Raw genomic sequence first — 24,061 nt, forward strand, 5'->3', positions numbered from 1 at the left:
GGTCGCAGCACGCGGTCCTCCGCCTAACGGCCACTCGGCCTCTGCGCGTCGCTGGCTAAGTTAGCCGAACCTGGATGTCTGCAAAGTGAGCGCCCTTGACGCTGGCCCTCCACAGTTCGCTAGACACGGCGGGCAGCGCTTGCGTTAGCGTGCCTGTCGTGACGACTTCACCCGCGTGTAGTGGCTCGCCGTCGTAAAGTGCGAGTTGTCGCACAAGATACCCCAGCGCCTTGATCGGGCTGCCGAGGACCTGAGCACCGCCTCCCGTCGCGTGCGCCCCCGCCGCTTCTGAAAGTGTGACCGAAAACGATTCAAGCTCGTCGGCCCAATGTTTTCGAGTTTCGCCGATTGGGTATCGCGCGCCTAGCAGCAGTGCGACATGCACACCGGTCGCTGCCGCATCGGATACCTTGAATCGCCAATCCGGGAAGATCGAGGTGCAGATCTCAAAGTCAAGGGCGGCCCATTCGATGCAATGCAGAAGATCGATATCCTCCATACTCGGATCGGGTGCTTCACACAGCCCAAGTGCGACCTCAGTCTCCATGCGGACGTTTGGCCAAGCACCGAGTGGAAAGGTGCTTCCCGACTTCAAGTCGATAGTTGATGCGTCATAGAGATAATTCCAAATCGGCCCCGAAATGCCGTAGCCAGCCCATGCGGCAGCGTTGGTGAAGCCAATCTTCCGGCCGATAACGCGCTCACCCCGAGCCTCCCGTCGGCGTCGGATATCGTTGACGATCCGATAGGAATCCTCAAGGCCAAATCCAGGAAATCGCTCAGAGAAAGGCGGCACCTCACGGGGTGCGGTCATTGTATCGAACACCTCATCAGCAATCTTGGCCAATGTCTCGTCGGATACACCCATGTGGCTACTGTGCACTCATTTCGATCTAGCGACAACCATCATGCGATACCGGCCTTGACTGGGAACACTGAACGTCTGTTGTCAGTGGCACACTAGTGGCGCATTGCTGACCGGCACGAACCAAATGGAAGACGGATGCCCAAGGTCAAAGGTGAGAGCGCTCTCGACAAGGAGCGCGCCAAAACAGAGAAGCTCCTCAAAAATGTTGGATACACAGCCTTGAAGGAGGCGGGTGTGGTGTCCAAGCGACCCGACCTCCCAAATCTAAAGATTGAAAAGCGAGGGAATTAGCGCGCCACTCGCGTACTGACCCGCAAACCTAAGCAGTGGCCATTCTCATTTTGAGGAGTCGTCTGCAAATTGGGTTTCACGACGGTGCGCGAAGATCAGAGTTGACGAGTGACCGGCTACTTTCAGATTCAAAACCGCCGGACAGCAATGCGCCTCATCTCGGCCGTTGCAGCCACCTTTGATACCTTCTGAAAGCAGACGTTGACGGCGACCACGCTGGAGTTCGCAGTGCGCACTGTGCGTCACGACGAGTATGAGGTGACCGGCCTAACCGCGTGGTCGGGCGGTCGAGCCGCGGACCAAGAGTTCGACCGGTATGATCACCTGGCTCGGGGCGCCGTTTGCAAACACCGTCGTGGCGGCAAGTCTCCCCTTCCCGACAATGTCTTGAGCCACTGTCGTGAGCGGGGGCGTGGTGCGCGAAGACTCCGCAGTGCCATCGAAGCCGACGACAGACATGTGTTCGGGTATCTTGATATTGCGCCGACGCGCTTCGTCCAGGACGGTGATTGCCTGCCAGTCCGACATAGTCAAGATCGCCGTTGCTTGCGGAGCCCGGTCGAATACGACCGCTCCGGCCGAAGGCTCACCTGGGGTCGTCTCGATGATCGGGACATTGTCGATTGACAGACCGAGCTCAGCCAAACCCTGGGCGAAGCCGAAAAGTCTCTCCTGATCGAGTTGAAAACCGGCAGAGATAGCGCGCGGGGAATTGCCAGGCAAATGGACGATGGGTGACCCCGATGTGCGCCGAATGGAAAGGATTGCAAAACGCCGATGTCCAAGAGCAGCCAGATGCCTGATGGCCGCCAGCGCCCCGCTCCTGCCGTCTATCCGGATAGAATTGACGTCGGGACCGGCATCGCTCTCGAGGATGACGAAGGGCAGCCGCCGGCGACGTAAAGACGCGATCAACTCGATGTCCGCGCTGTGGCCCAGAATGAAGCCGTCAACCAAGGCCTCTCGAATGGTGGAGGTGCGTGTCTCGTCCGTACCATTGACCAAACTCAATGTCGCTCCAGCCTCGTCACATGCAAGCGAAACGCCAAGCACCAGCTCGCGCAGATATGGGCTCCTGATCATATCGGCAATGGCGTATGCGCCCGGGGGGATCAGGCCTATGGCGTTGAACTTGCCGTCGCGCAGCACGCGTCCCCTCGGGTCGGGGCCATCATAACCAAGCTGACGCGCCGCGGCCTCGACGCGCTGGCGCAGATCGGATCGCACCAGATCCGGATGGTTGAATACGTTGGAGACGGTGCCGCGGGAGACTCCAGCGAGCCGGCCGACATCGGCGAGCGTAGGCATTTTAGAAGCGTTCATTTCCCTCAGTTAGACAATTTTTTGGAGCGCTCCAAGTTTTTTCTTGACGCTAGGTCCAGAATGTTGGAACTTGCACTTGGAGCGCTCCAAAAATTGAAAGTAGCAGTTCGGCATCTGTGCCGAGCATCGGCCAAGCTGATTTCGAAAATCATCAAGGAGGATTAGGATGGCTACGACCAATGGTGCTCCGACCTCGCTCGTCGGAAAGACTTTTGATTGCTCATTCGGACAGTTCGTACCGAGGTTGACGGTCCTGTCGCCGACCGAATTGCGGGTGCAGGCGACGATCGGCGCTACCGAGATCGACGAGGTGGTTCAGAGCAATCTGACCGGCGTTCGACCCGGACTTTTCATCATGAGTTGGACCGAGCAAGGCGGCAACTTCGTCGTGCAGGTTCAAGATCACGAGAACCAGATCGTTCATAATTATGCGCGACTGGCGGACGGGCAGCAGTTCTGCGCGCAAGGCACAATTCAACCAGTGACGACGGCGTGAGGGCCGCCTGTCTATCTGAGAGGAGAATTACGCCATGACTATCAAGGTGATCGACCAGACCGACCCTACGCAGTGGGATCCAAAGCTTGACGCCGTTATCGCGGCTCCCGGAAACCATAAGGTGTTGTTTGAGAATGACCGGCTACGTGTGCTTGAGGTAATCCTCAAGCCCGACGAGGAAGAGCCGACACATCACCACCGCTGGCCTTCAGTATTCGTGTTCGATGAGGTGGAAGGCCCTATCCACGACTTCGCGCCGGATGGAACCATGATGCCGCCCAATCGAGATGTCATCCAGGCGGTTCAGGCATGGGACGGTCAAGGCTGTCTCGTGGTGCATATGGCCCCCCAACCAGCGGGCCGCGTGCTCAACGCTTCGAGCAAGACCCTGCATGGTATCCGTGTCGAGATGAAGTCATAAAGCAGACGTGATCCTGGCCACCGGAACTCGCGCACGCTGAACGTCCACTTCTGACGGATTGAAGCCTTAAAGCTGCCAGTTGGCTTGCGGTCCCCAAGGTTGCCCGACAGCTTTGCGCTTCATCTCAGCCGTTGCGGACAGATTTGCCACTGATTGAAAGCGGGCATCGCGGCGACCACGCTGGTCGTCGCTCGCGACTCAGCGCGATCAAAGCTCCCACGGCGAGACGAGGGTCGCACCGTACACCCGATTTGGATTGGGCGTCAGCGCATTGGCAGGATGTTCTGGTTGAGGCGGAACAGATTGTCCGGATCGTATCTGTGCTTGATCTTGGCGAGCCGCGCGTAAGCCTCAGCGCCGAAGGCGTCGCGCACGAGATCCGATCCTTCGCCATGGCCGGGGAAGTTCAGATAGAGGCGGCCGGTCGAGTAGCGCTGCAAGTCCTGCCAGAAGCTGCGAACCCAGCCGATGTTCGCATCGTCCTCGTCAGCGCCTGGCCAGATGGCGTCGAGGCTGAGCATGAAGGGCATGGAGCGGTCGCCGAAGGCAGTCTCATCGGCTGCAACGCGCTGGACGAAACCGCCGAACTTCCAGATCGAGGCGAAGGTCATTTCGGAGGGGCGCTTCGCCATCCAAGCAGTGGTCTCCCCGACGACCTCGTCGTCGAGGCGCGAGAGGTAAGTGGATTTCCAGTAGCAGCGGTCGCGGCCTTTCGGGAACAGCCCGTCATAGAGCGACTGGATGGTGCGATATGGCATGCGGCCGCTGAAATCGACGAGCGGTTCCCCAAAACTGCGCAACGGCGCCACGACCCGTTCGCCCTCGTCGGCCGGTCCGTCATAGACATGCGCGAGCGCCAGGACGCGCCGGCCCCTTGCATGCTCGGCAATCGAGGGGTCGTCGGGCAGGGTGGAGAACTCGGCCAGGCCGCTCAGGCGGTCGGGTGCGGTCTGCATGAAGTCGCGCCAGAGCGGAATGATCTCGTTGGCGCGCTCCTCGGGATAGGCCGGACCGCATAACATCAGTTCCGGTTCGATCGGGTGCAGCTTGAACTCGAAGCTCGTCACCACGCCGAAATTGCCGCCGCCGCCGCGTAGCGCCCAGAAGAGATCCGGGTTCTGCGTCGCGTCGGCATGGATGAGCCGGCCATCGGCGGTCACCAGATCGGCGGCGAGCAGATTATCGACGCTGAGGCCGTGGCTGCCGCGCAGCCAGCCGATGCCACCGGAGAGCGTCAGGCCGGCAACGCCCGTCGCCGAGATGAGACCGCCCGGCGTGGCGCGGCCAAGCGGGGTGGTGGCCGCATCGACATCGGCCCAGGTCGCGCCGCCCTCGACGAGGGCACGGTCGAGGCCGGACGCGACCCGCACGCCCTTCATCAGCGACATGTCGATCATCAGGCCGCCTTCGCAGACGGCGTAGCCTGCAACATTGTGGCCACCCGAGCGGATCGCGATCGCTAACCGATGCTCGCGCCCGAAATTCACCGACGCCACGACATCGGCAGCACTCCGGCAGCGCGCGATGAGGGCGGGACGGCGGTCGATCATGCCGTTCCAAACGACCCGCGTCGCGTCATAGGACAGGTTCGACGGCTCCAGCACCTCGCCGCACAAGATGGAACGGAAGCTATCGATGCTCGATTGTGCAAGGGTAGCGGTGGCGGCCATGTGGCGGTCTCCTCGTGTCATGCACGCTAGCGCGGCGCGGGCACGGCCGCTAAAGTCGAAAATGCTGGAAGGCGGTCATTTCTGCCATGGTTGAACAGGCGAGACCATTGAATGTGGCGATCCTTGCCGCTCCGGAGGCTACCGCCTCCACGATCTACGGCATGTTCGACTTGTTTTCCTCGCCCGGCAGGGATTTCCTGTTCATCACCAGCGGAGCCGCGGGCACGCCACGCATGCGGCCCTATGTGGTTGCCGGGGACGGCAGCCCGTTTCGCGCGGCAAACGGCATCTGGGTGCGCCCAAATCACAGCCTTGCCGATTGCCCGCCACCCGACATCGTCTGTATTCCAGATTTCTTCGTCAATCCGGGCGAAAGCGTTGCCGGGCAGTATGACGCCGAAGCCGCGTGGCTGAAGCGAGCGCATGACGACGGCGCCATGCTGGCCAGCGCATGTTCGGGCGCGGTGCTGCTCGGTGAGGCCGGGCTGCTCGACAATCGCGAGGCCACCATTCACTGGGGCTATGTCGAGACTCTCACGAACAACTATCCCGGCGTGAAGGTGAAGCCGGGCCAGTCGCTCGTGCTCAGCGGCGAGGCCCAGCGCATCGTCATGGCCGGGGGCGGCTCAAGCTGGCAGGATCTCGCCCTCTATCTGATCGCGCGCTTCGTCAGCCTCAGGGAGGCGACAGAGGTCGCCAAGGTCTACATGCTGCAGTGGCACGACATGGGCCAGCAGCCCTTCGCAGCGCTGATGCGCTTTCGCCAGACCGACGACGCGGTGATCAACCGCTGCCAGAAATGGGCCGAACGCAACTACCGGACGCCCTCGCCCGTCGCCGCCATGACCAAGCTGTCAGGCCTGTCCGAGCGCTCCTTCGTGCGCCGCTTCGCCAAGGCCACGGACATGAAGGCGATCGACTACATCCACGCGCTCCGGCTCGAAGCGGCCAAGGAATTGCTGGAGACCGGCGACCTTGCGGTCGAGGGAGTGGCCAATGAAGTCGGCTACGAGGATGCGAGTTTTTTCGGGCGTCTCTTCCGCCGCAAGGTCGGGCTGACGCCGGCGCAATATCGCATTCGTTTCAGTGCTCTCCGGCGAGTTCTGAGCCGCGGTTGAATCTCGGCCGCCGCGGCGCGATGCTTATTCCGCTATGCGCCGCAATTCGGCCATTGGGCCGAGCTCTGCCGCCGATTGAAGCGGACTCTGGTGGCTGGTTGCGCGTAGGCAGGGGTGCCACGTTAGAGCAAACCCAAGTGTAGGGCCGGAGGGGATCGTGGCTCGCCCAGAACGAAAGCTTGTGGCGGTTTTGGCAGCAGAAATGACCGAAGCGCCGTAAGATTGCGGCAATCCTGGTGGGCGGACATCGTCGGGTTCAGCCGTCTGGGGCGAAACGACCAGGATTGTAGGCCCCTTCACGCACACTTCTTGCGCTCAGCCACCTCGACGCTAAGGCGGAAAGCCTGGCCTTCCGCATAGGAGCGTGCGTAGCTTTCTGCCTCGAAAGCGAAGGTCAGCGTGTTGCTATAGGCCGTCACGCGGACGGTCCAATTTCTTGTAGCGGATGATTTCGAAAGCATGCTCGGGCGATTCCATAGTTCCTCCCGCGATCACCGACGAGAGCTCTCAGATAGCGTCGCAAAAATCTTTGAATGCAAACCATCCGACACATCGGTGTCGTATGTTTCAACGTTGCCCAAAGCTCCGCCAGTCCGGCCGGTAACCAAACAGTTCAGGCGGCGCTCCACATCATCAGCGCTTTCGCGACTCCGTCGAGAAGATGGTCAGCGTCAGATTCATGCTCGTAAAGCATGCTGGCCCGGATCGACTCCAGTGGAGTGTAGGATGGCGCGATACGCTTGAGTTCCGAAACGAGCCGCGATACCGCGTCCTGGTTGCCCAACTTCGCCTGTGCCGCTGCCAGCCATGTGAGCCTTACGGCCGAAGTCATGGGCAACATCGACCAACTGACAACGGCTCCCTTGTAGTCTCCCGCCGCGTATTGGGCGAATGCACGGTCGGAATGATACCAGTCTGGATGTATCGGATTGATCTGAACCGCCTTGTCGATCCAGGTCAGGGCTTCGAAAGGCTTGCCCCTGATGGCAAGCAGATATCCGATCTGCGCGATCGTGTCCGCATCGAAGGGATTAAGGTCATAGGATCTTCGAAAGTGCCGCTCGGCGGCATCGTATGTGCGCGTGCACAGCAGTGCTTGGGCAAGAATCCGATGGCAGCGAGGCTCCTCTGGTGCGAGTCCTACCGCGAAGCGGGCTTGCTCTACTATGTCGGCCAGCACCTCCGGAGGAGCCATTCCATAATCGCCGATAATCAGGTCGGCAAATGCAAGGTATGAGCGCGCGAGCGCATAATGCGTATCCTTGGTGACGGCCGCAGCAAAGTAGTTCCGCGCTGCCTGATTATCGTCGGCGCCGTAGCCACGCAAATGCACCAGCCCCTTGAGAAGAAGCTCATAAGCCGCCAGGCTTGCTGGAGGCTTTGGACGGGCGCGCGTCAAGCCCGCATCGTCGAGCCGTGCGACAAGACGGTTCGTCACACGCAGCGCGATCTCTTCCTGCATGTCGAAAACAGCTGAGCCCGATGCTGTGAACTTCTCGCCCCACAAGACCGCGCCGTTTGCCGCTTCGATGAGGTTGACCGCCACCCGTACGGTGCCGTCGCGAAGGCCCATGCGTCCCCGAACCAGGAAGGTTGCCCCGAGTGTCCTGCCGACCTCGGTCCAGTTGCCGGGGTCCTCCGACGCATAGGAAAAGCTTGAGTTACGCGCCAGGACAACAGCAGTGCGAAATCGCGCCAGAGCGTTGACAATGTCCTCGGCAAAACCATCGACCAGAGGCGTGTCGGTCGCATCGCCTTCATTAGTGAAGCGCAGCACCGCTACAGAAGGCAGGTCGGACGGCGGCCTCGCCGGCGCGCCAAGCGGTGAAAGGAGGTAGCCGCGGCCTGAGACGGTGCGAATTATACTTTGTGAGTCATCGCGCAGCGCCTTGCGCAACTCGCGCACGCCTTGGGTGAGCGAGTCTTCGGTTACAAACAGCCCAGGCCAGACGGACTCCATCAGCTCCGACTTGCTGACGACGTGCCCTGTTTTTCCAACGAGATGGCTCAGGAGTGCAAATGTCTTGGGACGAAGTTTGACGGGATGACCCTGGCGCAACAGCAAGCCGCGCGAAGTGTCAAACACGCACTCGCCGATTGCTATGCTCCCTGATTCTGTATGCGACATTCAGAAGCGCTCTGCCAAACCGAGCCGGGCTCGTCGACATACAGGGGCCATCCGCGCTTACGGTCAAGACCTTTGCCGCAGCCGCAGGTTCTGCCCCCTCAGGCACGGGTTCATGGCGAGCCAGGGCGCCCAACTCTAGAAGTTCGAAGAAGGTGCCGGGCATTGGCGCGCAGGCCAAGCTGTTGACCCCACTGAAGTACAACTCGTAAAGCTCTTGCCGTATGCGGAGCCTTTCGACGTCGTTTTCCATGATGGCCACTCCCTTGTAGGGATCATGGCGCATGTGGAGCGGTGCGTACCGGCGAAATTCTGAAACTTTTCTGAAACCTGGTCGCTGGAGTACAGATCGGCCGGCGCCGAGAAGCCAATGACTGGCTCGCCGGCGGCTATCGCGAAATGCGATCACGCGAATCGGGCGAACTATTCCTCGTCTTCCACTCTCGGCGAGGCGCCTTGGGTCGCTGCCTCGATGCGATCGACGACGCGCAGCTCTTTACGATGGCGAGGAATTCAGCTGCCAGGTGCTTGAACTTCACCTCGCCCCCAGAGCGAAGATCCTCGCCTTCGATATCTCTCAAGGGCAAGGAAGTTGCGGCAGCGCCTTTGAGGAACCGCAAATATCTCGCTGCAGCTCGTCTTTCGTTCGTTCAGGGTGTGAGGCCGCCACATCATTGAAGACCCACCGCTGCTCACCATCAAAAGCCGTTTCGAACGGCCTGCGGCAGAGATCATCAGTGCCTTTTCCGGCTTGCCCGTGAGCCTAGTCCTAGACGCCATGGGCGGGCGAGGGGCGTTGCACCAGGGATTAAGGCACTCTCGCCAGGTACTGCGATACTGGCCGATATCATCGTTGCGGCCACCGACAGCTTTGCTGGTGCGGCGGTCACTGAGGATCTCGTCCTTGGCATGGTGCGAAACAAGGGGTGCGCCGGCCTCGTGCGCGATGTTGTCGGGATCTCAGCGGGCGGGTGCCGGTTTACTGTGCCGGGATTGTCGCGAACTCGCCGGCGCGCAATGGTCCAGGCACGGCCGGGTTCCCGGTGGTACTGGGAGGAATGACCATCTCGCGGGGAGACATACTGGTCGGCGACCGCGATGGTATCGCCGTGGTGCCTCGCCTGGAGGCTGAAACGGTGCTGGCGCGGCTCACCGTATCAGGGCGGTGAGAAAACTCTTGATGCCCTGGTGCGGCAAGGTCTCGCCCGATTTCGCCGAGGTCATCATCAAGTCTGACAGGACGCGCTTCGTTGACTGAAAATTTTCAACGGCACCTAAGGTCCGCCTCGCCAACAGATCGTGGTTGCCGTAATTCACTTCCAATCAGATCCCGCGCTGCTTTGTTTGAGGCTATCTCGGAATTCACCTATCGAACGTCGCCTTCGAAAACGGGATTCTGTAATCTGTGCTATGCCACTTAGTCGACAGGAGTGGGCGAAGTGAGCCAGACGCGAAAACTTGCGGCGATCCTGGTCGCCGACGTGGTCGGATATAGCCGGCTGGCGGGGTCGGACGAAGATCGAACGCTGGCGCGGCTACGGGCGCTCCGGAGCGATCTCATCAATCCAACCATCGCTGTCCACAATGGGCGCGTTGTGAAGCTTATGGGTGACGGCACCCTCGTAGAGTTCCGGAGCGTTGTTGACGCCGTACGCTGTGCAATCGAAATGCAGAACGGCATGATTGAGCGCAACGCTGGCTTACCGCCCGGGCGACGCATTGAATTTCGCGTCGGCATTCATCTCTGCGATGTTGTCGAGGAGAGCGACGGCGATCTGATGGGAGATGGTGTCAATATTGCCGCCCGTCTAGAAAGCATCGCTGAGCCGAACGGCATCTGTTTATCGGCCGCCGCTTACGAACAGGTGCGCGACAAACTGAAGGAAGAATTTGTCGATCTGGGCGAGAAAGAGCTCAAAAATATCGCACGCCCGGTGCGCACCTATCGTCTACGTATGCACGACACAGTCCCAAAAACCGATCTGGCTGCGACTGCCGGGTCCTCCGAACAGCTGGCGCTGCCCGACAACCCTTCGATTGCTGTCCTGCCATTCCAGAACATGGGCGGCGACCCCGAACAGGAATACTTCGCCGATGGCCTTGCCGAAGACATTATTACTCGGCTGTCGCGTCTTCGTTGGCTCTTCGTGTCCGCCCGGAACTCTTTGTTCACCTACAAGGGAAAAGCGGTCGACTTAAAACAAGTCGGTCGAGAGCTTGGTGTGCGGTATGTGCTGGACGGAAGTGTAAGGCGCTCAGGTCATCGCCTCCGGATAAGCGCGCAAGTCAGTGACACATCGACCGGGGTACAAGTGTGGGCTGAACGATACGATGTGGAATTGTCGGAATTCTTCGCGCTTCAGGATCAGATTGCCGAAAGTGTCATCGCTACGATCGAGCCGCGGCTCTACACGGCGGAACAGCAACGCTTTCAGAGCAGGTCCCCCACCAATCTTGACGCTTGGGGATTCGTCATGAAGGCGATGCCATATGTCTGGACCTGGAGTTCGGCTACGGAAATCGAGATTGCACAGGGATTTCTGAAGCAGGCTACGGACCTCGATCCTGACTATCCCCGCGCCAACAGCCTGTTGGCGTGGGCTCACGCGGCCCGCGTTTTGTCAGGATGGGCCAACGCAGCAGACATTCTGCCCACCTCTCGCGCCCTCGCGCAGCGGGCAATCCAAGGCGACCCCGAGGACCCGTGGACGCATTTAGCGGCAGGGTTTGTCCACATGATTTCGCGCGGCTTCGACTCTGCTGTGAGAGAACTAAATGAAGCGATCGAGCTAAACCCGAGCTTCGCCTTTGCGCATTCGATCCTGGGCTCAACTTACGGATATGGGGGCATGCCCGCCGAGGGGCTCGACCATCTTGAAATCGCGGGTAGGCTAAGTCCTCGCGATCACACATATGCTGCGAATTTCTCCATCCTTGGCTTATGTCATTTCATGGCTGGACGATATGCAGACGCGGTCGAATGCGAATGTCGCGCGGTTGAACTCCGGCCCCATTTTGGGTCTGCATGGCGGACGTACGCGGCGGCCGCTGGGATGGCCGGTGAAATGGACATCGCGGTTCATGCGCTTTCGCAGGCCAAGCGCCTTCAACCGTCCCTATCCCTTCAATGGGTAGACAAGTTTCATCCGATCGTTCACTACAAGCACCGGGCTCTCTATGTAGAGGGGCTGCGCATTGCCGGGCTTCGATAGTTGCGGATCGTGCCGTGCTCGTAGCTCGCTATCGGACCTACTATACCGCACGAGCGTGCGCTCAGCGCCTCAACTCGGTTGTCAAAGCTTCGGTGGGTTTCTTCCAACAGCAGACGTTCCTCACGATGAATCCGAAGAGCCGGCCGACCACTTGGAAGTATGCATTCGAATCGCTTCGGCGCGCTAGATCTCTGAAACCAAGGCGCTACTGGGGATGGCCCTGAGTTCGGCTGATCAATTGCCGCCGTCAAAACGGCTTCCGCTCCCGGGGCTCTCCCTTCTCACCAATTTCCCGTGCGGTTCTGCGCTGCACTCTGGAGCGCGCGAGAGGCGGACCTATCGAAGCTGTCGGCGCAGGCCGCTTCGACGTCCGCTTCGGTCAAGCCAACGTCCCGCAGAAGGAAGTTGGACAGGTGACCGAGCCCGCGCTCTATGTTGCGGCGGGTCCTCCACTCACGGACAAGGGCCAGCAGGCGTTCGAGCGGAGGGTCAAGAAAAGTGCCCGGCAAGCGCCGTGCGGTCTGGCCTATTGTCGTTTGCGTCATGTTACGCCAAGTCATGGTGAACCTCCGTTGATCGGGAATGCGAATGGCGATCACGTGACGGCAGAAGGCGAGAAGGCGCCAGGGCAGCTTCGGAAGCGTTCCGCTTCAGATTGTGAACTGGCATCAGACCTCCGAAAGGCCTAACCTGCGGCAAAGGAGCGGTCAGCCATGACGCGACGGCCTTACGGACTGGTCTGCCCGATCTCGCACGCCTGCGAGTTCCTGGAGCCACGCTGGACAATTCAAATCCTGACCGAGCTCTGGAACGGCTCGACCCGCTTTAATGACATTCGCAAGGGGGTGGGCAACGTCTCGTCCGCCCTCTTGTCGAGGCGGCTCAAGGAAATGGAAGCGTTGGGCCTGGTCGAGCGCGTCGAGGACGAGGCGACGGGCACCATCAGCTATTTCCGTACCGAAAAGTCCATAAGGCTCGAGCCGGCGATGAACGCGCTGGCGGAATGGGCGCAATGCAACATCGAGGCGGAGATCGCGCTCGCCGACGTGGATGTTTCGACCCTCATGTGGGCCGTGCGGCGAAAGATTGACCTCGCTGAACTGCCTCGGCGGCGCGCCGTCATCCGCTTCCATTTCCGCGACGATCCCCCACCGAGGTGTCCCCATTACTGGTTTGTGGTCGAGCCAGGCTCAGACTTGCCCGAGCTATGCTCGCTCGACCCCGGCCGGGACGTCGATCTTTACGTCGAGACCGGCGTTGTTTCGCTGGGAGCCATCCTGGAGGGCCGCTCCAGCATCGAGCGTGAGAAAGAGAGGGGCGGCCTTTTCCTCATCGGCGACCCCGGCCTCGCGCGAAGCATGGACCGTTGGCTGCGAATCTCGGTCTACGCGGCGCTTGAGGGAATCGTCCAGCTTCCTTGAAAGCTACGTTTGGAGTGCAGCCTTATGCAACCCGCCCAGGACGACAAAGCCATTTGGCTGGCCTCAAAAGCTATGGTGCAATCGTCCGTTGTTGATTGCTGCTCACTGAAAGCCGCCAGTCCGCATTCGGCCCATTTCCGTCTCTCCGGTGATGTCATGGAAGGGCAAAAAGTCCTTCGGCTGGCCAGTAGCTTGGGATCCCCGCTGAAATGCTTGATCTGGGAGCAACCCACCAATGCGACGAGGGCCCCGAGCGCGGGACCTGTTAGCCTTCGAACCGGCTCGCGCTAGTTTTCAATGAAATCTGATATCACGAGCGTTTGAAGCTCGTGGATAAATGAAGTGGATGAATTTGCGCGAACTCTGGTTTTCGGAAGTAGTTCGCTAAATTTATCAATGCCTCTTTCCTGGATAGGTGGTGCGCCGTCTTTGGTAATTCTGCCCGTTGTGGGATAGAAATTATAGGGACCCACCTTGAGTTGATAGGCAGATTTCCTCGCTAGTTTATGGCCCTTAGCAGCGAGATGCTCGATGGCGAGCCTCATCTCCATCGTGTCGTCGGGCCGGTGAAGTGTATGTCCCAATATTCTGCTCCATTGCTGGTTGAGTGATGGTTTCTGGGATGGAAGGTGAGAGAGAGATGGTGGTGGATTGACTGATGGGATCTTTGAGAGAGTGATAGAGGGAAGTGCTATAATTTAGTGTCCGGAACACGGGTTAAGCACCTTATTCGACGCCAAGTGGTGGAGCGATCTTGGCATAGCGAATGTTTAGCGATCTGTGACGCGCTCGCCTTCGTACTGGATTATCGCAACAGCTCTGAACGGGGCGAGTCCGTAAGCGACGCTGCAAGCTGCGGCTGGAAACCTGTTGAAGCTCAGTCCCGTGGCTCAGACGGTATGGTAACTTATGCGTTCGACACCCTGATGATCTTGGTATGGACCCGAGCTGTAGCGAAAGTATCTGCAGGGAGGATTTCGAGCGTCTCAGCTTGCGGGTGGTCGAACGTAATAGGCACCAGCGCAACAAGCACCGCGGGATGCTCGTGGCCGCCACGGCCCAGAAGCGACAGAGCGGCCGCGAGGTGTCTATGGACCTCACTGAAAGGCGGGTTCATGATGATGCGCGGGTATTCGACACGCTGTGTGACTTCAGCCGCCCATTCCAGAAAACACCGGTTGATCACTGGACCGAATTTGTGCAGTCCGCTGGCAAGTTGTAGGTGGCGTTCAACCTGGGTGAGCTCGTGCCGACTATGACCGGAGGCAAGCAGCGCTTTCGTGAGTTGCCCCTGCCGGCACTGGGTTCAAGCGTGAGGAAATCGCCTGGCGGTCCCAAGTAAGCAACCATTCGGGCCGCCACGTCGTCGGGCGTCAGATGGCATTCGGTGGCCTTGTCCACGAAGACGGGTTCCGCAACCTGGACGGGTTCTAACTTGTCAAAGCCGGTGCGTCTTCTGACGGGAATTCGCAGGGGCTTGTCGGAGCGGGTATAGACAGCGCGTTTCATTGCGCCTCCGAATCTTGTGCGAGCGCAATGCTTTCAGGCAGCGGATGGGCCTTGGCGTCGGTCAAGAAGACGGCGACAAAACGGGCCAAATAGCGCGGTCCGTCATGCTTCGGATTAATGCAGATCCGAAACCGGAATCCGCCACAAAGCGAGAGCCGTCGTCCACGTTGTTCGCAATGGAAACGCGCATATTCTGACTTGGTCATTTCGACAACGGGGAACGTTTCGATCTGATCGCGGTGGTAGCGATGCCGCGACTGCAGTTCCTGCGTCCGGAGATTTAGTGTGGGCGGGAGGGCATCCCTGTCTTCCGGCACCTCGTATCCAACAGCCTGCATAAGGTCGCGCCATTCGTCGGCAGACAACGACAGCTTTATATCGTTGGCGAGGTGCAGGGGTAACGTCACTTCGCCTTCGATCACGAAGGTGTCGGAACCGACAGCCGATGCCCGCGGCTTATGCGAGCCATGCTCGCGCGCGAAGGCCTGGAGGATTACGGGTGTTAGTTCGCCTAGATACCGGCGCACCGGCCCGAGCAATTCACGCTCGTAGCTCAATCGGTTAAGGGCGTGTTCGATATAGCGGCGTCGTGTGTCACTGCAGATAGCCTTGTTTGCAGCGTCAATGCATTGTTGGCGCGCCGCCTGCGGCGAGATTTCACCTTTCTCGACCTTTCCCCACAGATCCCAAGGTGCCAACGCGCCGGTTGCAATGCTTCGCCCGATCGCGATTTTTATCGCCTCGTCCTGGCTGATCTTCTCCCAGACGGCGATTGTCATGTGCGCGTGATTGATCTCGCGTTGGATATCGCGCAGTTCGGCCAACAACGTTTTGATGCGGTTTGCTCGCACGCGCGGGTCATTTTTGTAGTTGGCATGCAACTGCACGCTGTCAGCGCGATATAGCCAGTAATTCGCGGCCTTCTGTGCATTGTTGGCATTTGTCATTGCTGAGTGAAGGCGTTCTTGCGTCTTTCGGGCTTTCCGCTCCGAATGATGGCCCCCAGAATGGGCTGGCCGAAAGCAAACGCCTCTGAGAGCTCGTTGGCGGCGCGCTGGAAGGCATTGGCCTGTCGGTGGCGCTTGTTGGCAAGTTCGTCGAGCCGATCGGCTTTGGCTTGAGCACGCTCAGCCAGCGTCATTTCCTCCGGTTCGATCTCGCCAGCTAACTCGATGGCTAGATCTTCGCGGCTCGGCGACCATTTTGGGGCCACAAATAGCCCTTGTTTGGGCGCCCAGACGAACCCATCATTTTTGACGCGCTGGTAAGTCTCGTTATCAAGGCGAGCGGCTGGGTAGAGCCGAAGCTTGTTGTCTTCCGGGCTGTAGGTGGCGCTAATCATCATGGTCGACAGCTCCTCTTCGCGCTTGGAGTTTGTTCGCTGAGCCGGTGGTCGGCTGCCGTTCCTTAAACCGGCAACGGACGAGTTCTGCTGCTGGTCAGCGAGTACGATCGGTGAGAGGTCTTGTTCGTTCCAGCGGCAGCGATGTTGCTGCGTGCAGTCGCCTCGGGAGCGGCTTAGATGCGCGCGATGGTCAGCAAGCCATCGGCTAGGCGGATCGCAGGCAAATGAGCTCGCCCTGTATAGGCAAGTTGGTGATGTGGGGTCAGGACGGGCTTCTGGCTTGACGAAGCAGTGCGCTGAGACGTGGAATGCCAAGACGTAGGTAACCGGCGTGATGAAGGCAGGTTGAGCGCATAAGCGCTACTGCGTCGAGAAATTCAACGAGCTGAACATGAGCGTTGCCTGTTGGCAGGTGGAATAAAGTCCGTTTGGGTCGGCCAGCAGATAATCCTTCACTCGCGTGTCGTTGGTGACTTGTCCCACCCCCGTTACGATAGTTTGCATCGCTTCCTCGGAAAGCATCCCAACTTGCACTTGTGCGCGGCTGACGAGATCAAGCCTGCGCCGCGCTTCGTCGGCTTGTCCGGAGAAGTCATCCCATCTCTCCTCGCATAAATCCAAGGCGAGTATCTGTATCAGGTAGTATCTGTAAATTTGAGGATAGCTTTCCAAGTCGGACGCCGTGAACCGAGTCTGCGGACTGAACATGGCCGGATTGTTGCGAATCAAGACTTCCACGTCAGGATCCAAATTAGGAGGGGCGTCTTGTTCTTGATCTTGCGAAAAAGCGGGCGCGATCAGCGCGGGCAAGGCCGGGAACCCTACAAGGACGGCAATCACTGAGGCAGTTCGGACAGACTTCGAGAACGCGGCGCAAAACAGCTTCAAAATTTTAGCCATGGTCTGGTTTCCAATGATCATGAAGGGAGCAGTGAGGGCTTAATTAGATGCCTATAGCCAGTGGTTTTAAGGACATCAAGATGCGCCTTTATTCTTATGAAGGGACGTCAGCTTTTGGCTTGGAACTTGCGCCAGATGCGCGTTGCCAGGCAGTTGTCGCAGGAGCGCTTGGCGGCTGATGCCGAGATCGATCGAGCCTATTTGGGCGGCATCGAGCGACAGACTGAAAATCCATCGCTCGACGTGTTGGACCGCCTGGCTCATACGCTGGATATTGGGCTGGCTGAGCTTTTCAGGCAGCCAGAACCCGGCGAGGAACCGCCGAAGCCCTTACGAAGCGGCCGCCGCCCTAGGAGCACTTGAGCGCCGTTTAGAAGCGGCCGGTGCTTTGACCTTGGCACCGGGTGATGGGTCGGACTTGCGACGGTCGAAGGCGGTGCCCGAAGGTGTCGTAACGAGCGACTCCATCACGTGGCGGACAACGCGATGAAAATCGCAATATCGACTCCAGAGTGCCGACGCATACTCTGTTGCACCGTTGTCCGCGATCGCTCGCACAACAGTCTCGAGAGTGAATGCCTGGAAGCCGACGCGCGCGCGTCCATTACCATGTGGCGTGTCGCCCGTGGCGTCCTGCAGTTCGGCCGCGTACATCGTATTAGATGCGACGGCGCGTCGGTTCAGTCGCGGCACGATGGTGATGAACTTGCCGCGTGAGGCCAGCCCCTTGTCGACCATAAGTTGCGCCATCACGTGTTCGCGGCGAAGCTGTTCGAAGCCTGAGCGTCTGAGAATCGCGTCTTCAGGGTCTATGAACAGGCCGCAGTCGCGCGTCGTCTCGTCGTAGCGGTCTCGGTGTCGTGCCGGGGTTGCCAGCATCTCCTCGACGTATTTGACCTCGACCGCGACGAGGCCTGGTTCACCGTTGGGCGTAACGATATCCACCAGAACATCGAATGCGGTGCCGTCTCCGAAATAGTTGTCTTGGAACCGGCCAGGGCTGTGTTCAAATCGGACACGCGTGACGCTTTCGACGAAGCCGGGCAGGAGGCCGCGCCAAACTGCGGTGGCCAAGTTTAGGTCATATGCCATCGGCGCCCAGAGGTTGATGGTGAGGCACTGCGACGAAAGCAGGTTAGTCCATAGGCGCTCCTCGTCCCAAACAGATCCCGGTTCTCGGAACAGCAGCTCGGCCTTGGCCAGTGCCGTGACGCCGTGATCCATGAAGTTGGCTCCGGCACGGGCGGCTGGCCCTGAAATTCGCGAGCCGAGTTTGATGCGTCGTGTTTCGCCTCGTGGGCCGACAATGAAGGCGCCGATGGGGATTTTTCGTTCCTCGCGCCACAGGGTGCTGAGCAGCCTTGCGGCAGCGCCAAAGCGAGCGTCGGTGGCGATGAAGGCGTTGTTGGCCCGCAGCACGAATTCCGGAATGAGGGGGGCGTGCACGAGAGGCCGTTCAAATACTGAGCGGGCTCGGTCGGAGTCGGCAGCGGTGTGGTCCGACCTTGTTACAGTAAGCGTATTTTCCATCATTGGCTCCTGTCATTGACGCTGCAAGGTTCAATGAACGGGGCCAGCGATTTGCAGGGAGAGGACCGAGCAAGATCGAGGGAGTCAAAACACTTCTTGAGTTAAATCTGCCCCGGCTCTGGCAGCTAAGAGGTGTAGGGGAAGGTGGTGTAGGGGAAGGTGGTGTAGGGGAAGGTGGTCTGGAGATGGTGTTGGTTTATAGTATGTAGTGGTTTGACCACGCCTGCCACAGCGCTTGATGCGTCACGGGTACAGCGATGCGAGACCGGTTAAGTCCGGAAGTGTTTCAAGCCGAACATCCGTCGCGAGCTTGTCGTCACGCAACCCCATGAAGCTGGCACCACGCACGCAGCCTTTTGAACTGAACTCCAAGAATTCTATCTCGGCGACCAGTTCCGGCCGCAAGAACCACACGCCGTCGCTGTTATCAGTTCGGGATGGCATAGCGCCAACTGATAAAGCCGCTTGTGCGAAAAGCTTGGCAAATTGCTCGCGCTGCTTTCTAGAAAAACCGCTGCCAACACTGCCGCGGAGTGTCAAGTCCCCATTGTCTATCGTTGCCAGAACGATCGACTTGACGTGAGCGGTTGTTTGATCAGGTCGCCAGCCGGCAATAATGAATTCTTGGCGGCGCGTAAACTTGAATTTCCGCCAGGTCGGGGACCGCACGCCTGGCTGATACGGCGCGTGGCCATCCTTTGCCATTACGCCCTCCCACCCCCCAATTCGCAGAGACTCGGACAGAGCTTGGCCATCGCTCGTGTGTTCCACCAGATTGACGTGCTCGATGTCCAACGCGGAGACCACATCACGGAGCAGTTGCTTTCGAGCGAACAGGGGGAGGGCAGTTAGTCTGTTGCCAGAGCTAGCGATAAGATCGAACGCGAAAAATGACAGCTGAGCGTTGCGGTCTGAGAGACTTTTGCAAAGCAGGCCGAAATCGGGCCGACCGTTGGGATCGAGCACACAGATCTCGCCGTCCAAGACGCAGTCGTGCTGATGTGCTACCTCGGCGGGCAGCGAACGGCCCAAACGGTCCGTCCAATCGATACCATTGCGGGTGAAGACCTGTAGTTTGCCCTCCCGAACCACAAGCTGACACCGGTATCCATCGTATTTTGGCTCGAAAAGCCAATTCGGCGCAGAGGGCAGGATACTCGCAGCTGTTGCGAGTTGGCACGGCGTGAAATCAGGCATTGGATACCTCTGAATTGTCTCTCAGGATGTTCAAGGGTCCTCGGTGTTTGTTGCCGACATGGTGCAGGGCGTCCCACAGTGAGCGTGTGGCAACGGGCTTTGCGCGGTGCCTGTCACTCCACTCTGTCGATGTCGGCGAGCACGTCATCCGTCATCTTCACAGCAGCATCGAACGCGGCTTGGTCGCTGTCGTCATCCCGAATGGCAACGGCCCTAAGTGCCCGCAATGCCTTCTCCAGGTCGGAAGCTTTCCAGATGGCGCCTTCTGTGCACTCGATCAGGCGGCCATAGCCGTCTGTCTCTCGGTCGTCGTCGCCGGCGCTATCGGCCATCAAGGTGCGTACCATAGCCTCGGCGTCATCCGCGTTCGCCGCCCGCACCGTTGCGGCATAGTCGCCTTGCTCGAGGTCATTGTCGGACCACGCGATGAGCACTGAAAAGGATTTCAAGCTCTCCGCCATATTCATGCCTCCTCATCTTCCAGATGGTCAGACGAAACCGGGCTGTAGTTAGCCCCGCATCCTGGGCATTCATCGTCGCACTGACAGTCCCATTCGTCGGACCAATCCGCGTCGCACCGATCGCAACGGTAGTGGTTGAGGAAACGCGCCATCAGTGCACCGCGTTTCTGGCTTCGTCGTAGCCGGCAGGGCCTGCCGATTTGCCATCGACGTCCCGCACCAAGCTGGGCGCCGGCATCTCACTCTTGGCGCCTCGCGATGTGACCTCGAAAAGCCACTCGACAGCCCGAGAGGCCTGAGCCGCGGCGACGAAGATTGCGCGCGGGTCTTCCCGTAAAAGGGGCAACCAGCTGGCAACATACGCAGCATGATTGGGGTGAGGTGTGCTGGCCAATCCAAGCCCGGCCAGAAGGAACGCGGACCCGAGTTCGGCAATCAGTTCCTCGGCAGCATATGCTTGCTTCCCGAACCGTCCCGAGAGATCGCGCCATAACCTTGGTTTTGCGCCGGTCCAGTGCACGAGTTCGTGCCCCAACGTGGCGGCAAATCCTTCGGCCGTCTTGAAATGCTCTCGCTGCGGGAGATGAATTTCGTCGAGTGTTGGACTGTAGAACGCCTGGCTGCCGCCGAAGCGGACGACAGCCCCGGTCATAGCGACAAAGTCGTCGAAGTTTTCCGTCGTCCAGGTTTCACCGGTTGTCGGCTCGAGCCCACGAGACACACCGTCGACCTGGTCGGCATTAAATACGACGGAAGCGCGCATAATGTATCGGCGGTCTGCCGTTGCGTCTCCGTTTTCAGCTGCCGCACCGTCTTTGTGACCATTGGTCTCTTTGTAGAAGAAGACGAGGCTGCCCTTTTCGCCACGTCGCACTTGAGTGCCCTGGGCGTGCCACTGCCGATAGGTTGCCCACCGATTATCGGTAAAACCAAGGCGTTGGGCAGCGCACCAGAGGTTCAAGATGTTGATTCCGCGATATCGTTGCCCAGTCTTGCCGTTTGTAGGCACGCTTCCAGCCGATCGATGCCAGGGACAGACCCAGGCATGCGCCTTGGTATGATCGAGTTGCGCCAGCAGCGCTTCGGTCACTTGTCGGTGGATGCTTCCCCTCATGATCAACTCTCCAATAACTTTCGTTGGCGAGAGATTCGATCATGCGCCCCCACAGTTGCTTCTAAGGCAGACGGCAATCGAGCCGCGCGAAAACGGTTGACGGCACCGGCAGCTTATGAAAACATATGTTTTGACCGAACGAGCAGATGGCGTCAGATATGGTGGAAGGCGACAACCAAAAATGGCGCCGCGTCTTTCGCTCGGCCGGCGCCGACTCGGATCTCCGCACGCTTGCCGAAGATATTCGGTTCAAGCATCGAGAGCGTTTGATCTCATTGGCGCTACAAGACATGGCCCCGGTCGAAGGGCTTAGTGCAACAATGCGGGAGAGCCTTTCAGCCGAGATTTTGACAAAAAAATCGACCCGCCAATTCGTCGGCCTCGCCGTCGGTGCGCTGATGGCCGAACAGGGGTTCGAACCCGCTGGCATAAAGCGCATCAAAGGGGATGCTGTATTTTCGTCGGGCACCCTGTTCCGACGGGGTCAAAGCTCCGCGACCGCGAGCGGATCGCCGCAGTTTTTGGAGCGCCTAGTCTCGGTGCTGACGACTGAAGAGAAGGATCTCCTCCGCGCAATTCTTTCCCGTCAGAAAGATTGAGCGTCGACCTAGCCGCGGCGTTCGCAACGACTGCAATTATGGAACTTCAACAACCAAAAACGAGGTGACTATGGAAAAACTGAGAGCGGCAGCCGAAATCGCTGCCATGATAGCTGCAGACGCGCCACCCGAGATTCGGACGCCTACCACAATGCAGGTGATCTTGCCTTTCGTGGCTGAGTGTCTTCCCGACGATCAGATTCCAGATGACTGTGGTCTGGAGGCGCTGGCGTTGCCGATTGCGATCCTGAGTTGGCAACGACTCGTGGTCGATCTCCCAGGATGTTGCGGCGACGACGATGCTGACTGTGACGATGCCCAAGCCTATCTGCGCGGGTGCGCCGCGGTGGTGTTCCAAACCTATTCATTCAAGCGACTGTCAAAGATGGCGCCGAACGACATCTTAGCGGAGGTCCCAATCGCGGAAACTGAACTGCCTGACCAAGAACAAGTAGGCGTCGACGCAGAGGCGGTGATGGTTGACGAGTTCTACAAGCGTGCGGGCGACAATCCTTTTGTGACCCTCCTACGCTCCGATGATCTAGGCCGCTGCCTCGCGGACGGGGCGGCGGAGAACCTGCTGCCATCGAATCTGCCTGCCGAGTCCGTGTTGTTCGTGGATGAGATGTCCGATCCTCCTTTTGGGAAGATTCGGTTACCTACCTTGTCGGAGCTGGAAAAGATCACGGATCTTGAGGAGCGCGCATGGGCGATACATGCCGTGCGATTGAATGCCACATGCGAGCGTTCGCAGGCATTGATTGAGTCCGTCATAGATGCCGGTGTCGTAGGCCTCATGGTGCAAGCTGGTTTCTCTGCGGTAGATGACGAGGCCGACGAACCCCGGCACCGATTTTACAGCCGACGCCGCTCATCCGCTTTGTCCAATGGCAACCTTTTTGTTGAGTGAGAGATATGGCTGAATACCCAAAACGTTCACAATTCGACAGTTACGAAGAATACGCCCAGGCATTTCACGAATGGGGTGGCCCGCGGCCAGGGCAAAAATACCGTTTCCCGCAGGGCATGGGAACTTATTGCGACTTGATGAACGCCATCTATGGGGAGACGGCAGAGGAACTGGCGAAATCTGATTCATACCAAGCAGGACTCGAGCAGAATCGCCGTCCCAACGTGTTCGTCAACAAGTACGACGACTAAATACCGGTACACTCCTAGTGAGTTTGATCGATGAAAAGGGCTTCGCGGCCCAGTACGCTGGGGCGGATTTCGCGGCACATCTCGGCCTTTGGCTGGATACCACAGTCACCATCAGCTGGAAGCTTATGGGCATCGTCACCGAGGTGGCGATGCTCAATGCTTTTTCGCGTTTCCTTTCCTGCATTCGCAACTGGATGTCAGAGAGGAAGATCCCGATCGCCTACACTTACTGCCACGAAGTTGGGGCACGTGTTGGACTTCACTCCCATGTTTCCGTATTCATTCCGGGGCGGTCGACATCTCGCCCACTTCGATCGGAATTCCGGGCATGGGCCCGTGACTGGGTAAAGCGGCAAACAAATATGAGGATCGGCAGGGTCGTGCGTGTTAGAGGACCCTCCATCGAGACGCCCTGGTTGCACTGGCTGGCTTTTAACTATCAGATGAAGGGTTACGACCGCAGCGCGGTCGTCTGTTCCGAACGTCACGCCGTGGATCGGCATCAAGTTCTTTTAGGAGACCTTGTCGCCTTTCGCTGGCGCAACCCAGGTGTCATACTAAGTCAGCGTTGTGGCCATGCCCGAGGCTTGGGGAGCCGTTGGCGCATCGCAGGCATCCATCCCGAATTGCAGAGCCCTGTTCGATCAACAGCTAGGGTGGTTGACCCGTTCGCTGATGAACACATCCCATGTCCATCGCCAACGCGGATCGTCGAACCTCACCGATCGTTCAGATCGAAGTACGAAGATGGCGCCCGTGATGTTTGGAGTCTCTATGGCGACGACTTTTGCGAGCGAGTCCTTGGGATCAAAAATCCGCGGACATTGGTGCTGAACGTGTGCGACGCGTCGTTCAATATCGACGAGGTTCTTAATAACCTGGGTATCTAGGGTAGGCGCCCGTCACATACGCGTCCCAGAGTCTTCCCCAAAAATGTCTGCGTTCTCACCAAGGACGCAGACGGCACGCTTTTTTGGTCAAAATTTCATTTTAAGATCAGATAGTTATCCCAACCAAAATCGCCGCCGTGTCACTAGACGGCGATTTCCCGGAAAATCTCTGAGAAATGTCAAAACCGTCTGTGGCCCGGACGCTTGGAGGCCAAGTAAACGCGCATACGGACCGTCGGGCGCGCCGGGGGCAAAAACCGTGTTTAAGGGCCGCCGAGCTAGGTTTGTAGTTAGGTTGGTAGCCTTTGAGGAAACGGTAGTGTGCTGAGAGTTCTGCAAATTCGCTGAGAGGGGGCGGTCATGGCAGGCTGGTGATTGTTCACGTCACCTGATTCCCGCGAAGGAACGCC

Annotated in this window: 24 protein-coding genes; 11 read left to right on the plus strand and 13 right to left on the minus strand. The window is 58.9% G+C overall.

Going from position 1 to position 24,061, the window contains the following annotated elements; genetic code table 11:
* Nucleotides 1–55 precede the first annotated feature (55 nt).
* Both NKI37_RS16195 and NKI37_RS16200 read right to left on the minus strand, forming a co-directional pair.
* Nucleotides 56–868 carry a 2-keto-4-pentenoate hydratase gene (locus NKI37_RS16195; protein WP_352789157.1) on the minus strand — a complete coding sequence of 271 codons (813 nt, stop codon included), beginning with the start codon at nucleotides 866–868 and terminating at the stop codon, nucleotides 56–58.
* Nucleotides 869–1,426: 558 nt separating this feature from the next.
* Nucleotides 1,427–2,467 (minus strand): LacI family DNA-binding transcriptional regulator, encoded by a 1,041-nt coding sequence (locus tag NKI37_RS16200; RefSeq protein ID WP_023731945.1) that lies wholly within the window; start codon nucleotides 2,465–2,467, stop codon nucleotides 1,427–1,429.
* A 181-nt stretch (nucleotides 2,468–2,648) separates the two neighbouring features.
* Between NKI37_RS16200 and NKI37_RS16205 the strand changes: the two genes are divergently transcribed.
* Complete coding sequence (locus NKI37_RS16205) at nucleotides 2,649–2,978, plus strand: MoaF-related domain-containing protein (protein WP_023699226.1); 330 nt, start codon at nucleotides 2,649–2,651, stop codon at nucleotides 2,976–2,978.
* 34 nt (nucleotides 2,979–3,012) lie between these two features.
* The gene (locus tag NKI37_RS16210; protein ID WP_352789153.1) at nucleotides 3,013–3,399 is read left to right on the plus strand and encodes a hypothetical protein; all 387 of its coding nucleotides are present in this window, start codon (nucleotides 3,013–3,015) and stop codon (nucleotides 3,397–3,399) included.
* 263 nt (nucleotides 3,400–3,662) lie between these two features.
* Here the strand turns inward: NKI37_RS16210 and NKI37_RS16215 are convergent, their stop codons facing one another.
* A complete protein-coding gene (locus NKI37_RS16215) occupies nucleotides 3,663–5,069 on the minus strand; it encodes an FAD-binding oxidoreductase (RefSeq protein ID WP_352794501.1) in 1,407 nt (468 codons plus the stop codon).
* Between the two features lie 113 nt (nucleotides 5,070–5,182).
* Here NKI37_RS16215 and NKI37_RS16220 point away from each other — a divergent pair, with 113 nt between their 5' ends.
* Nucleotides 5,183–6,187 carry a GlxA family transcriptional regulator gene (locus NKI37_RS16220; RefSeq protein ID WP_352789254.1) on the plus strand — a complete coding sequence of 335 codons (1,005 nt, stop codon included), beginning with the start codon at nucleotides 5,183–5,185 and terminating at the stop codon, nucleotides 6,185–6,187.
* 296 nt (nucleotides 6,188–6,483) lie between these two features.
* Here NKI37_RS16220 and NKI37_RS16225 read toward each other — a convergent pair whose 3' ends face one another.
* Together NKI37_RS16225 and NKI37_RS16230 are read right to left on the minus strand one after the other, a co-directional pair.
* Entirely contained in the window at nucleotides 6,484–6,606 is a 123-nt protein-coding gene (locus NKI37_RS16225; protein ID WP_352789147.1) for a hypothetical protein, read from the minus strand.
* Between the two features lie 194 nt (nucleotides 6,607–6,800).
* On the minus strand, nucleotides 6,801–8,273 hold the full coding sequence (locus NKI37_RS16230) for a winged helix-turn-helix domain-containing protein (RefSeq protein ID WP_352789144.1): 1,473 nt from the start codon (nucleotides 8,271–8,273) through the stop codon (nucleotides 6,801–6,803).
* A 1,010-nt stretch (nucleotides 8,274–9,283) separates the two neighbouring features.
* On the opposite strand from NKI37_RS16230, the gene NKI37_RS16235 reads away from it, so the two are divergent.
* Both NKI37_RS16235 and NKI37_RS16240 read left to right on the plus strand, forming a co-directional pair.
* The gene (locus tag NKI37_RS16235; protein WP_196813640.1) at nucleotides 9,284–9,481 is read left to right on the plus strand and encodes an RraA family protein; all 198 of its coding nucleotides are present in this window, start codon (nucleotides 9,284–9,286) and stop codon (nucleotides 9,479–9,481) included.
* Between the two features lie 270 nt (nucleotides 9,482–9,751).
* Nucleotides 9,752–11,524 (plus strand): adenylate/guanylate cyclase domain-containing protein, encoded by a 1,773-nt coding sequence (locus tag NKI37_RS16240; RefSeq protein WP_352789139.1) that lies wholly within the window; start codon nucleotides 9,752–9,754, stop codon nucleotides 11,522–11,524.
* Nucleotides 11,525–11,805: 281 nt separating this feature from the next.
* Here NKI37_RS16240 and NKI37_RS16245 read toward each other — a convergent pair whose 3' ends face one another.
* Nucleotides 11,806–12,084, minus strand: coding sequence for a YjiS-like domain-containing protein (locus NKI37_RS16245; protein WP_023716186.1), 279 nt, complete (start codon nucleotides 12,082–12,084; stop codon nucleotides 11,806–11,808).
* 153 nt (nucleotides 12,085–12,237) lie between these two features.
* Between NKI37_RS16245 and NKI37_RS16250 the strand changes: the two genes are divergently transcribed.
* On the plus strand, nucleotides 12,238–12,945 hold the full coding sequence (locus tag NKI37_RS16250) for a winged helix-turn-helix transcriptional regulator (protein WP_023731668.1): 708 nt from the start codon (nucleotides 12,238–12,240) through the stop codon (nucleotides 12,943–12,945).
* A gap of 1,505 nt (nucleotides 12,946–14,450) precedes the next feature.
* Here NKI37_RS16250 and NKI37_RS16255 read toward each other — a convergent pair.
* From NKI37_RS16255 to NKI37_RS16265, 3 genes are all read right to left on the minus strand, one after another.
* Entirely contained in the window at nucleotides 14,451–15,401 is a 951-nt protein-coding gene (locus NKI37_RS16255; protein WP_352789135.1) for a DUF3560 domain-containing protein, read from the minus strand.
* A complete protein-coding gene (locus NKI37_RS16260; protein WP_352789133.1) occupies nucleotides 15,398–15,799 on the minus strand; it encodes a DUF3560 domain-containing protein in 402 nt (133 codons plus the stop codon). Before NKI37_RS16260 ends, NKI37_RS16255 begins: the two co-directional genes overlap by 4 nt.
* Before the next feature lie 360 nt (nucleotides 15,800–16,159).
* Nucleotides 16,160–16,699, minus strand: a complete 540-nt coding sequence (locus NKI37_RS16265) for a hypothetical protein (protein WP_023808015.1) — start codon at nucleotides 16,697–16,699, stop codon at nucleotides 16,160–16,162.
* Between the two features lie 96 nt (nucleotides 16,700–16,795).
* Between NKI37_RS16265 and NKI37_RS16270 the strand changes: the two genes are divergently transcribed.
* Nucleotides 16,796–17,062 carry a helix-turn-helix domain-containing protein gene (locus NKI37_RS16270; protein WP_023692709.1) on the plus strand — a complete coding sequence of 89 codons (267 nt, stop codon included), beginning with the start codon at nucleotides 16,796–16,798 and terminating at the stop codon, nucleotides 17,060–17,062.
* Here NKI37_RS16270 and NKI37_RS16275 read toward each other — a convergent pair.
* The 4 genes from NKI37_RS16275 to NKI37_RS16290 form a co-directional block, all read right to left on the minus strand.
* Nucleotides 17,030–18,229 (minus strand): PGN_0703 family putative restriction endonuclease, encoded by a 1,200-nt coding sequence (locus tag NKI37_RS16275; protein ID WP_352789130.1) that lies wholly within the window; start codon nucleotides 18,227–18,229, stop codon nucleotides 17,030–17,032. The genes NKI37_RS16270 and NKI37_RS16275 overlap by 33 nt on opposite strands.
* 243 nt (nucleotides 18,230–18,472) lie before the next feature.
* Nucleotides 18,473–19,426 (minus strand): non-homologous end-joining DNA ligase, encoded by a 954-nt coding sequence (ligD, locus tag NKI37_RS16280; RefSeq protein WP_023808018.1) that lies wholly within the window; start codon nucleotides 19,424–19,426, stop codon nucleotides 18,473–18,475.
* Nucleotides 19,427–19,539: 113 nt separating this feature from the next.
* Nucleotides 19,540–19,887, minus strand: coding sequence for a hypothetical protein (locus tag NKI37_RS16285; RefSeq protein ID WP_352789128.1), 348 nt, complete (start codon nucleotides 19,885–19,887; stop codon nucleotides 19,540–19,542).
* Nucleotides 19,888–20,038: 151 nt separating this feature from the next.
* Entirely contained in the window at nucleotides 20,039–21,001 is a 963-nt protein-coding gene (locus NKI37_RS16290) for an ArdC family protein (RefSeq protein WP_023808019.1), read from the minus strand.
* A gap of 158 nt (nucleotides 21,002–21,159) precedes the next feature.
* Here NKI37_RS16290 and NKI37_RS16295 point away from each other — a divergent pair, with 158 nt between their 5' ends.
* The 4 genes from NKI37_RS16295 to NKI37_RS16310 all read left to right on the plus strand — a co-directional run bounded on the left by NKI37_RS16295 (nucleotide 21,160) and on the right by NKI37_RS16310 (nucleotide 23,651).
* Nucleotides 21,160–21,600, plus strand: coding sequence for a hypothetical protein (locus tag NKI37_RS16295; protein WP_155927398.1), 441 nt, complete (start codon nucleotides 21,160–21,162; stop codon nucleotides 21,598–21,600).
* Between the two features lie 70 nt (nucleotides 21,601–21,670).
* Nucleotides 21,671–22,510, plus strand: a complete 840-nt coding sequence (locus tag NKI37_RS16300; RefSeq protein WP_352789126.1) for a hypothetical protein — start codon at nucleotides 21,671–21,673, stop codon at nucleotides 22,508–22,510.
* A gap of 5 nt (nucleotides 22,511–22,515) precedes the next feature.
* A complete protein-coding gene (locus tag NKI37_RS16305) occupies nucleotides 22,516–22,761 on the plus strand; it encodes a hypothetical protein (protein WP_023692715.1) in 246 nt (81 codons plus the stop codon).
* Between the two features lie 17 nt (nucleotides 22,762–22,778).
* Entirely contained in the window at nucleotides 22,779–23,651 is an 873-nt protein-coding gene (locus tag NKI37_RS16310; protein WP_155927400.1) for a hypothetical protein, read from the plus strand.
* Nucleotides 23,652–24,061: the final 410 nt, after the last annotated feature.

This window comes from Mesorhizobium sp. M0626, from assembly GCF_040320665.1.
Lineage (GTDB): Bacteria > Pseudomonadota > Alphaproteobacteria > Rhizobiales > Rhizobiaceae > Mesorhizobium.

Bases quoted from the DNA above. Each gene is read 5' to 3' on its own strand.
- NKI37_RS16275 (WP_352789130.1), bottom strand. From the start codon at position 18,229: ATGGAAAATACGCTTACTGTAACAAGGTCGGACCACACCGCTGCCGAC.
- NKI37_RS16255 (WP_352789135.1), bottom strand. From the start codon at position 15,401: ATGACAAATGCCAACAATGCACAGAAGGCCGCGAATTACTGGCTATAT.
- NKI37_RS16265 (WP_023808015.1), bottom strand. From the start codon at position 16,699: ATGGCTAAAATTTTGAAGCTGTTTTGCGCCGCGTTCTCGAAGTCTGTC.
- NKI37_RS16305 (WP_023692715.1), top strand. From the start codon at position 22,516: ATGGCTGAATACCCAAAACGTTCACAATTCGACAGTTACGAAGAATAC.
- ligD (WP_023808018.1), bottom strand. From the start codon at position 19,426: ATGCCTGATTTCACGCCGTGCCAACTCGCAACAGCTGCGAGTATCCTG.
- NKI37_RS16200 (WP_023731945.1), bottom strand. From the start codon at position 2,467: ATGCCTACGCTCGCCGATGTCGGCCGGCTCGCTGGAGTCTCCCGCGGC.
- NKI37_RS16250 (WP_023731668.1), top strand. From the start codon at position 12,238: ATGACGCGACGGCCTTACGGACTGGTCTGCCCGATCTCGCACGCCTGC.
- NKI37_RS16205 (WP_023699226.1), top strand. From the start codon at position 2,649: ATGGCTACGACCAATGGTGCTCCGACCTCGCTCGTCGGAAAGACTTTT.
- NKI37_RS16195 (WP_352789157.1), bottom strand. From the start codon at position 868: ATGGGTGTATCCGACGAGACATTGGCCAAGATTGCTGATGAGGTGTTC.
- NKI37_RS16215 (WP_352794501.1), bottom strand. From the start codon at position 5,069: ATGGCCGCCACCGCTACCCTTGCACAATCGAGCATCGATAGCTTCCGT.
- NKI37_RS16300 (WP_352789126.1), top strand. From the start codon at position 21,671: ATGGAAAAACTGAGAGCGGCAGCCGAAATCGCTGCCATGATAGCTGCA.
- NKI37_RS16245 (WP_023716186.1), bottom strand. From the start codon at position 12,084: ATGACTTGGCGTAACATGACGCAAACGACAATAGGCCAGACCGCACGG.
- NKI37_RS16295 (WP_155927398.1), top strand. From the start codon at position 21,160: ATGGTGGAAGGCGACAACCAAAAATGGCGCCGCGTCTTTCGCTCGGCC.
- NKI37_RS16210 (WP_352789153.1), top strand. From the start codon at position 3,013: ATGACTATCAAGGTGATCGACCAGACCGACCCTACGCAGTGGGATCCA.
- NKI37_RS16270 (WP_023692709.1), top strand. From the start codon at position 16,796: ATGAAGGGACGTCAGCTTTTGGCTTGGAACTTGCGCCAGATGCGCGTT.
- NKI37_RS16290 (WP_023808019.1), bottom strand. From the start codon at position 21,001: ATGAGGGGAAGCATCCACCGACAAGTGACCGAAGCGCTGCTGGCGCAA.
- NKI37_RS16260 (WP_352789133.1), bottom strand. From the start codon at position 15,799: ATGATGATTAGCGCCACCTACAGCCCGGAAGACAACAAGCTTCGGCTC.
- NKI37_RS16285 (WP_352789128.1), bottom strand. From the start codon at position 19,887: ATGGCGGAGAGCTTGAAATCCTTTTCAGTGCTCATCGCGTGGTCCGAC.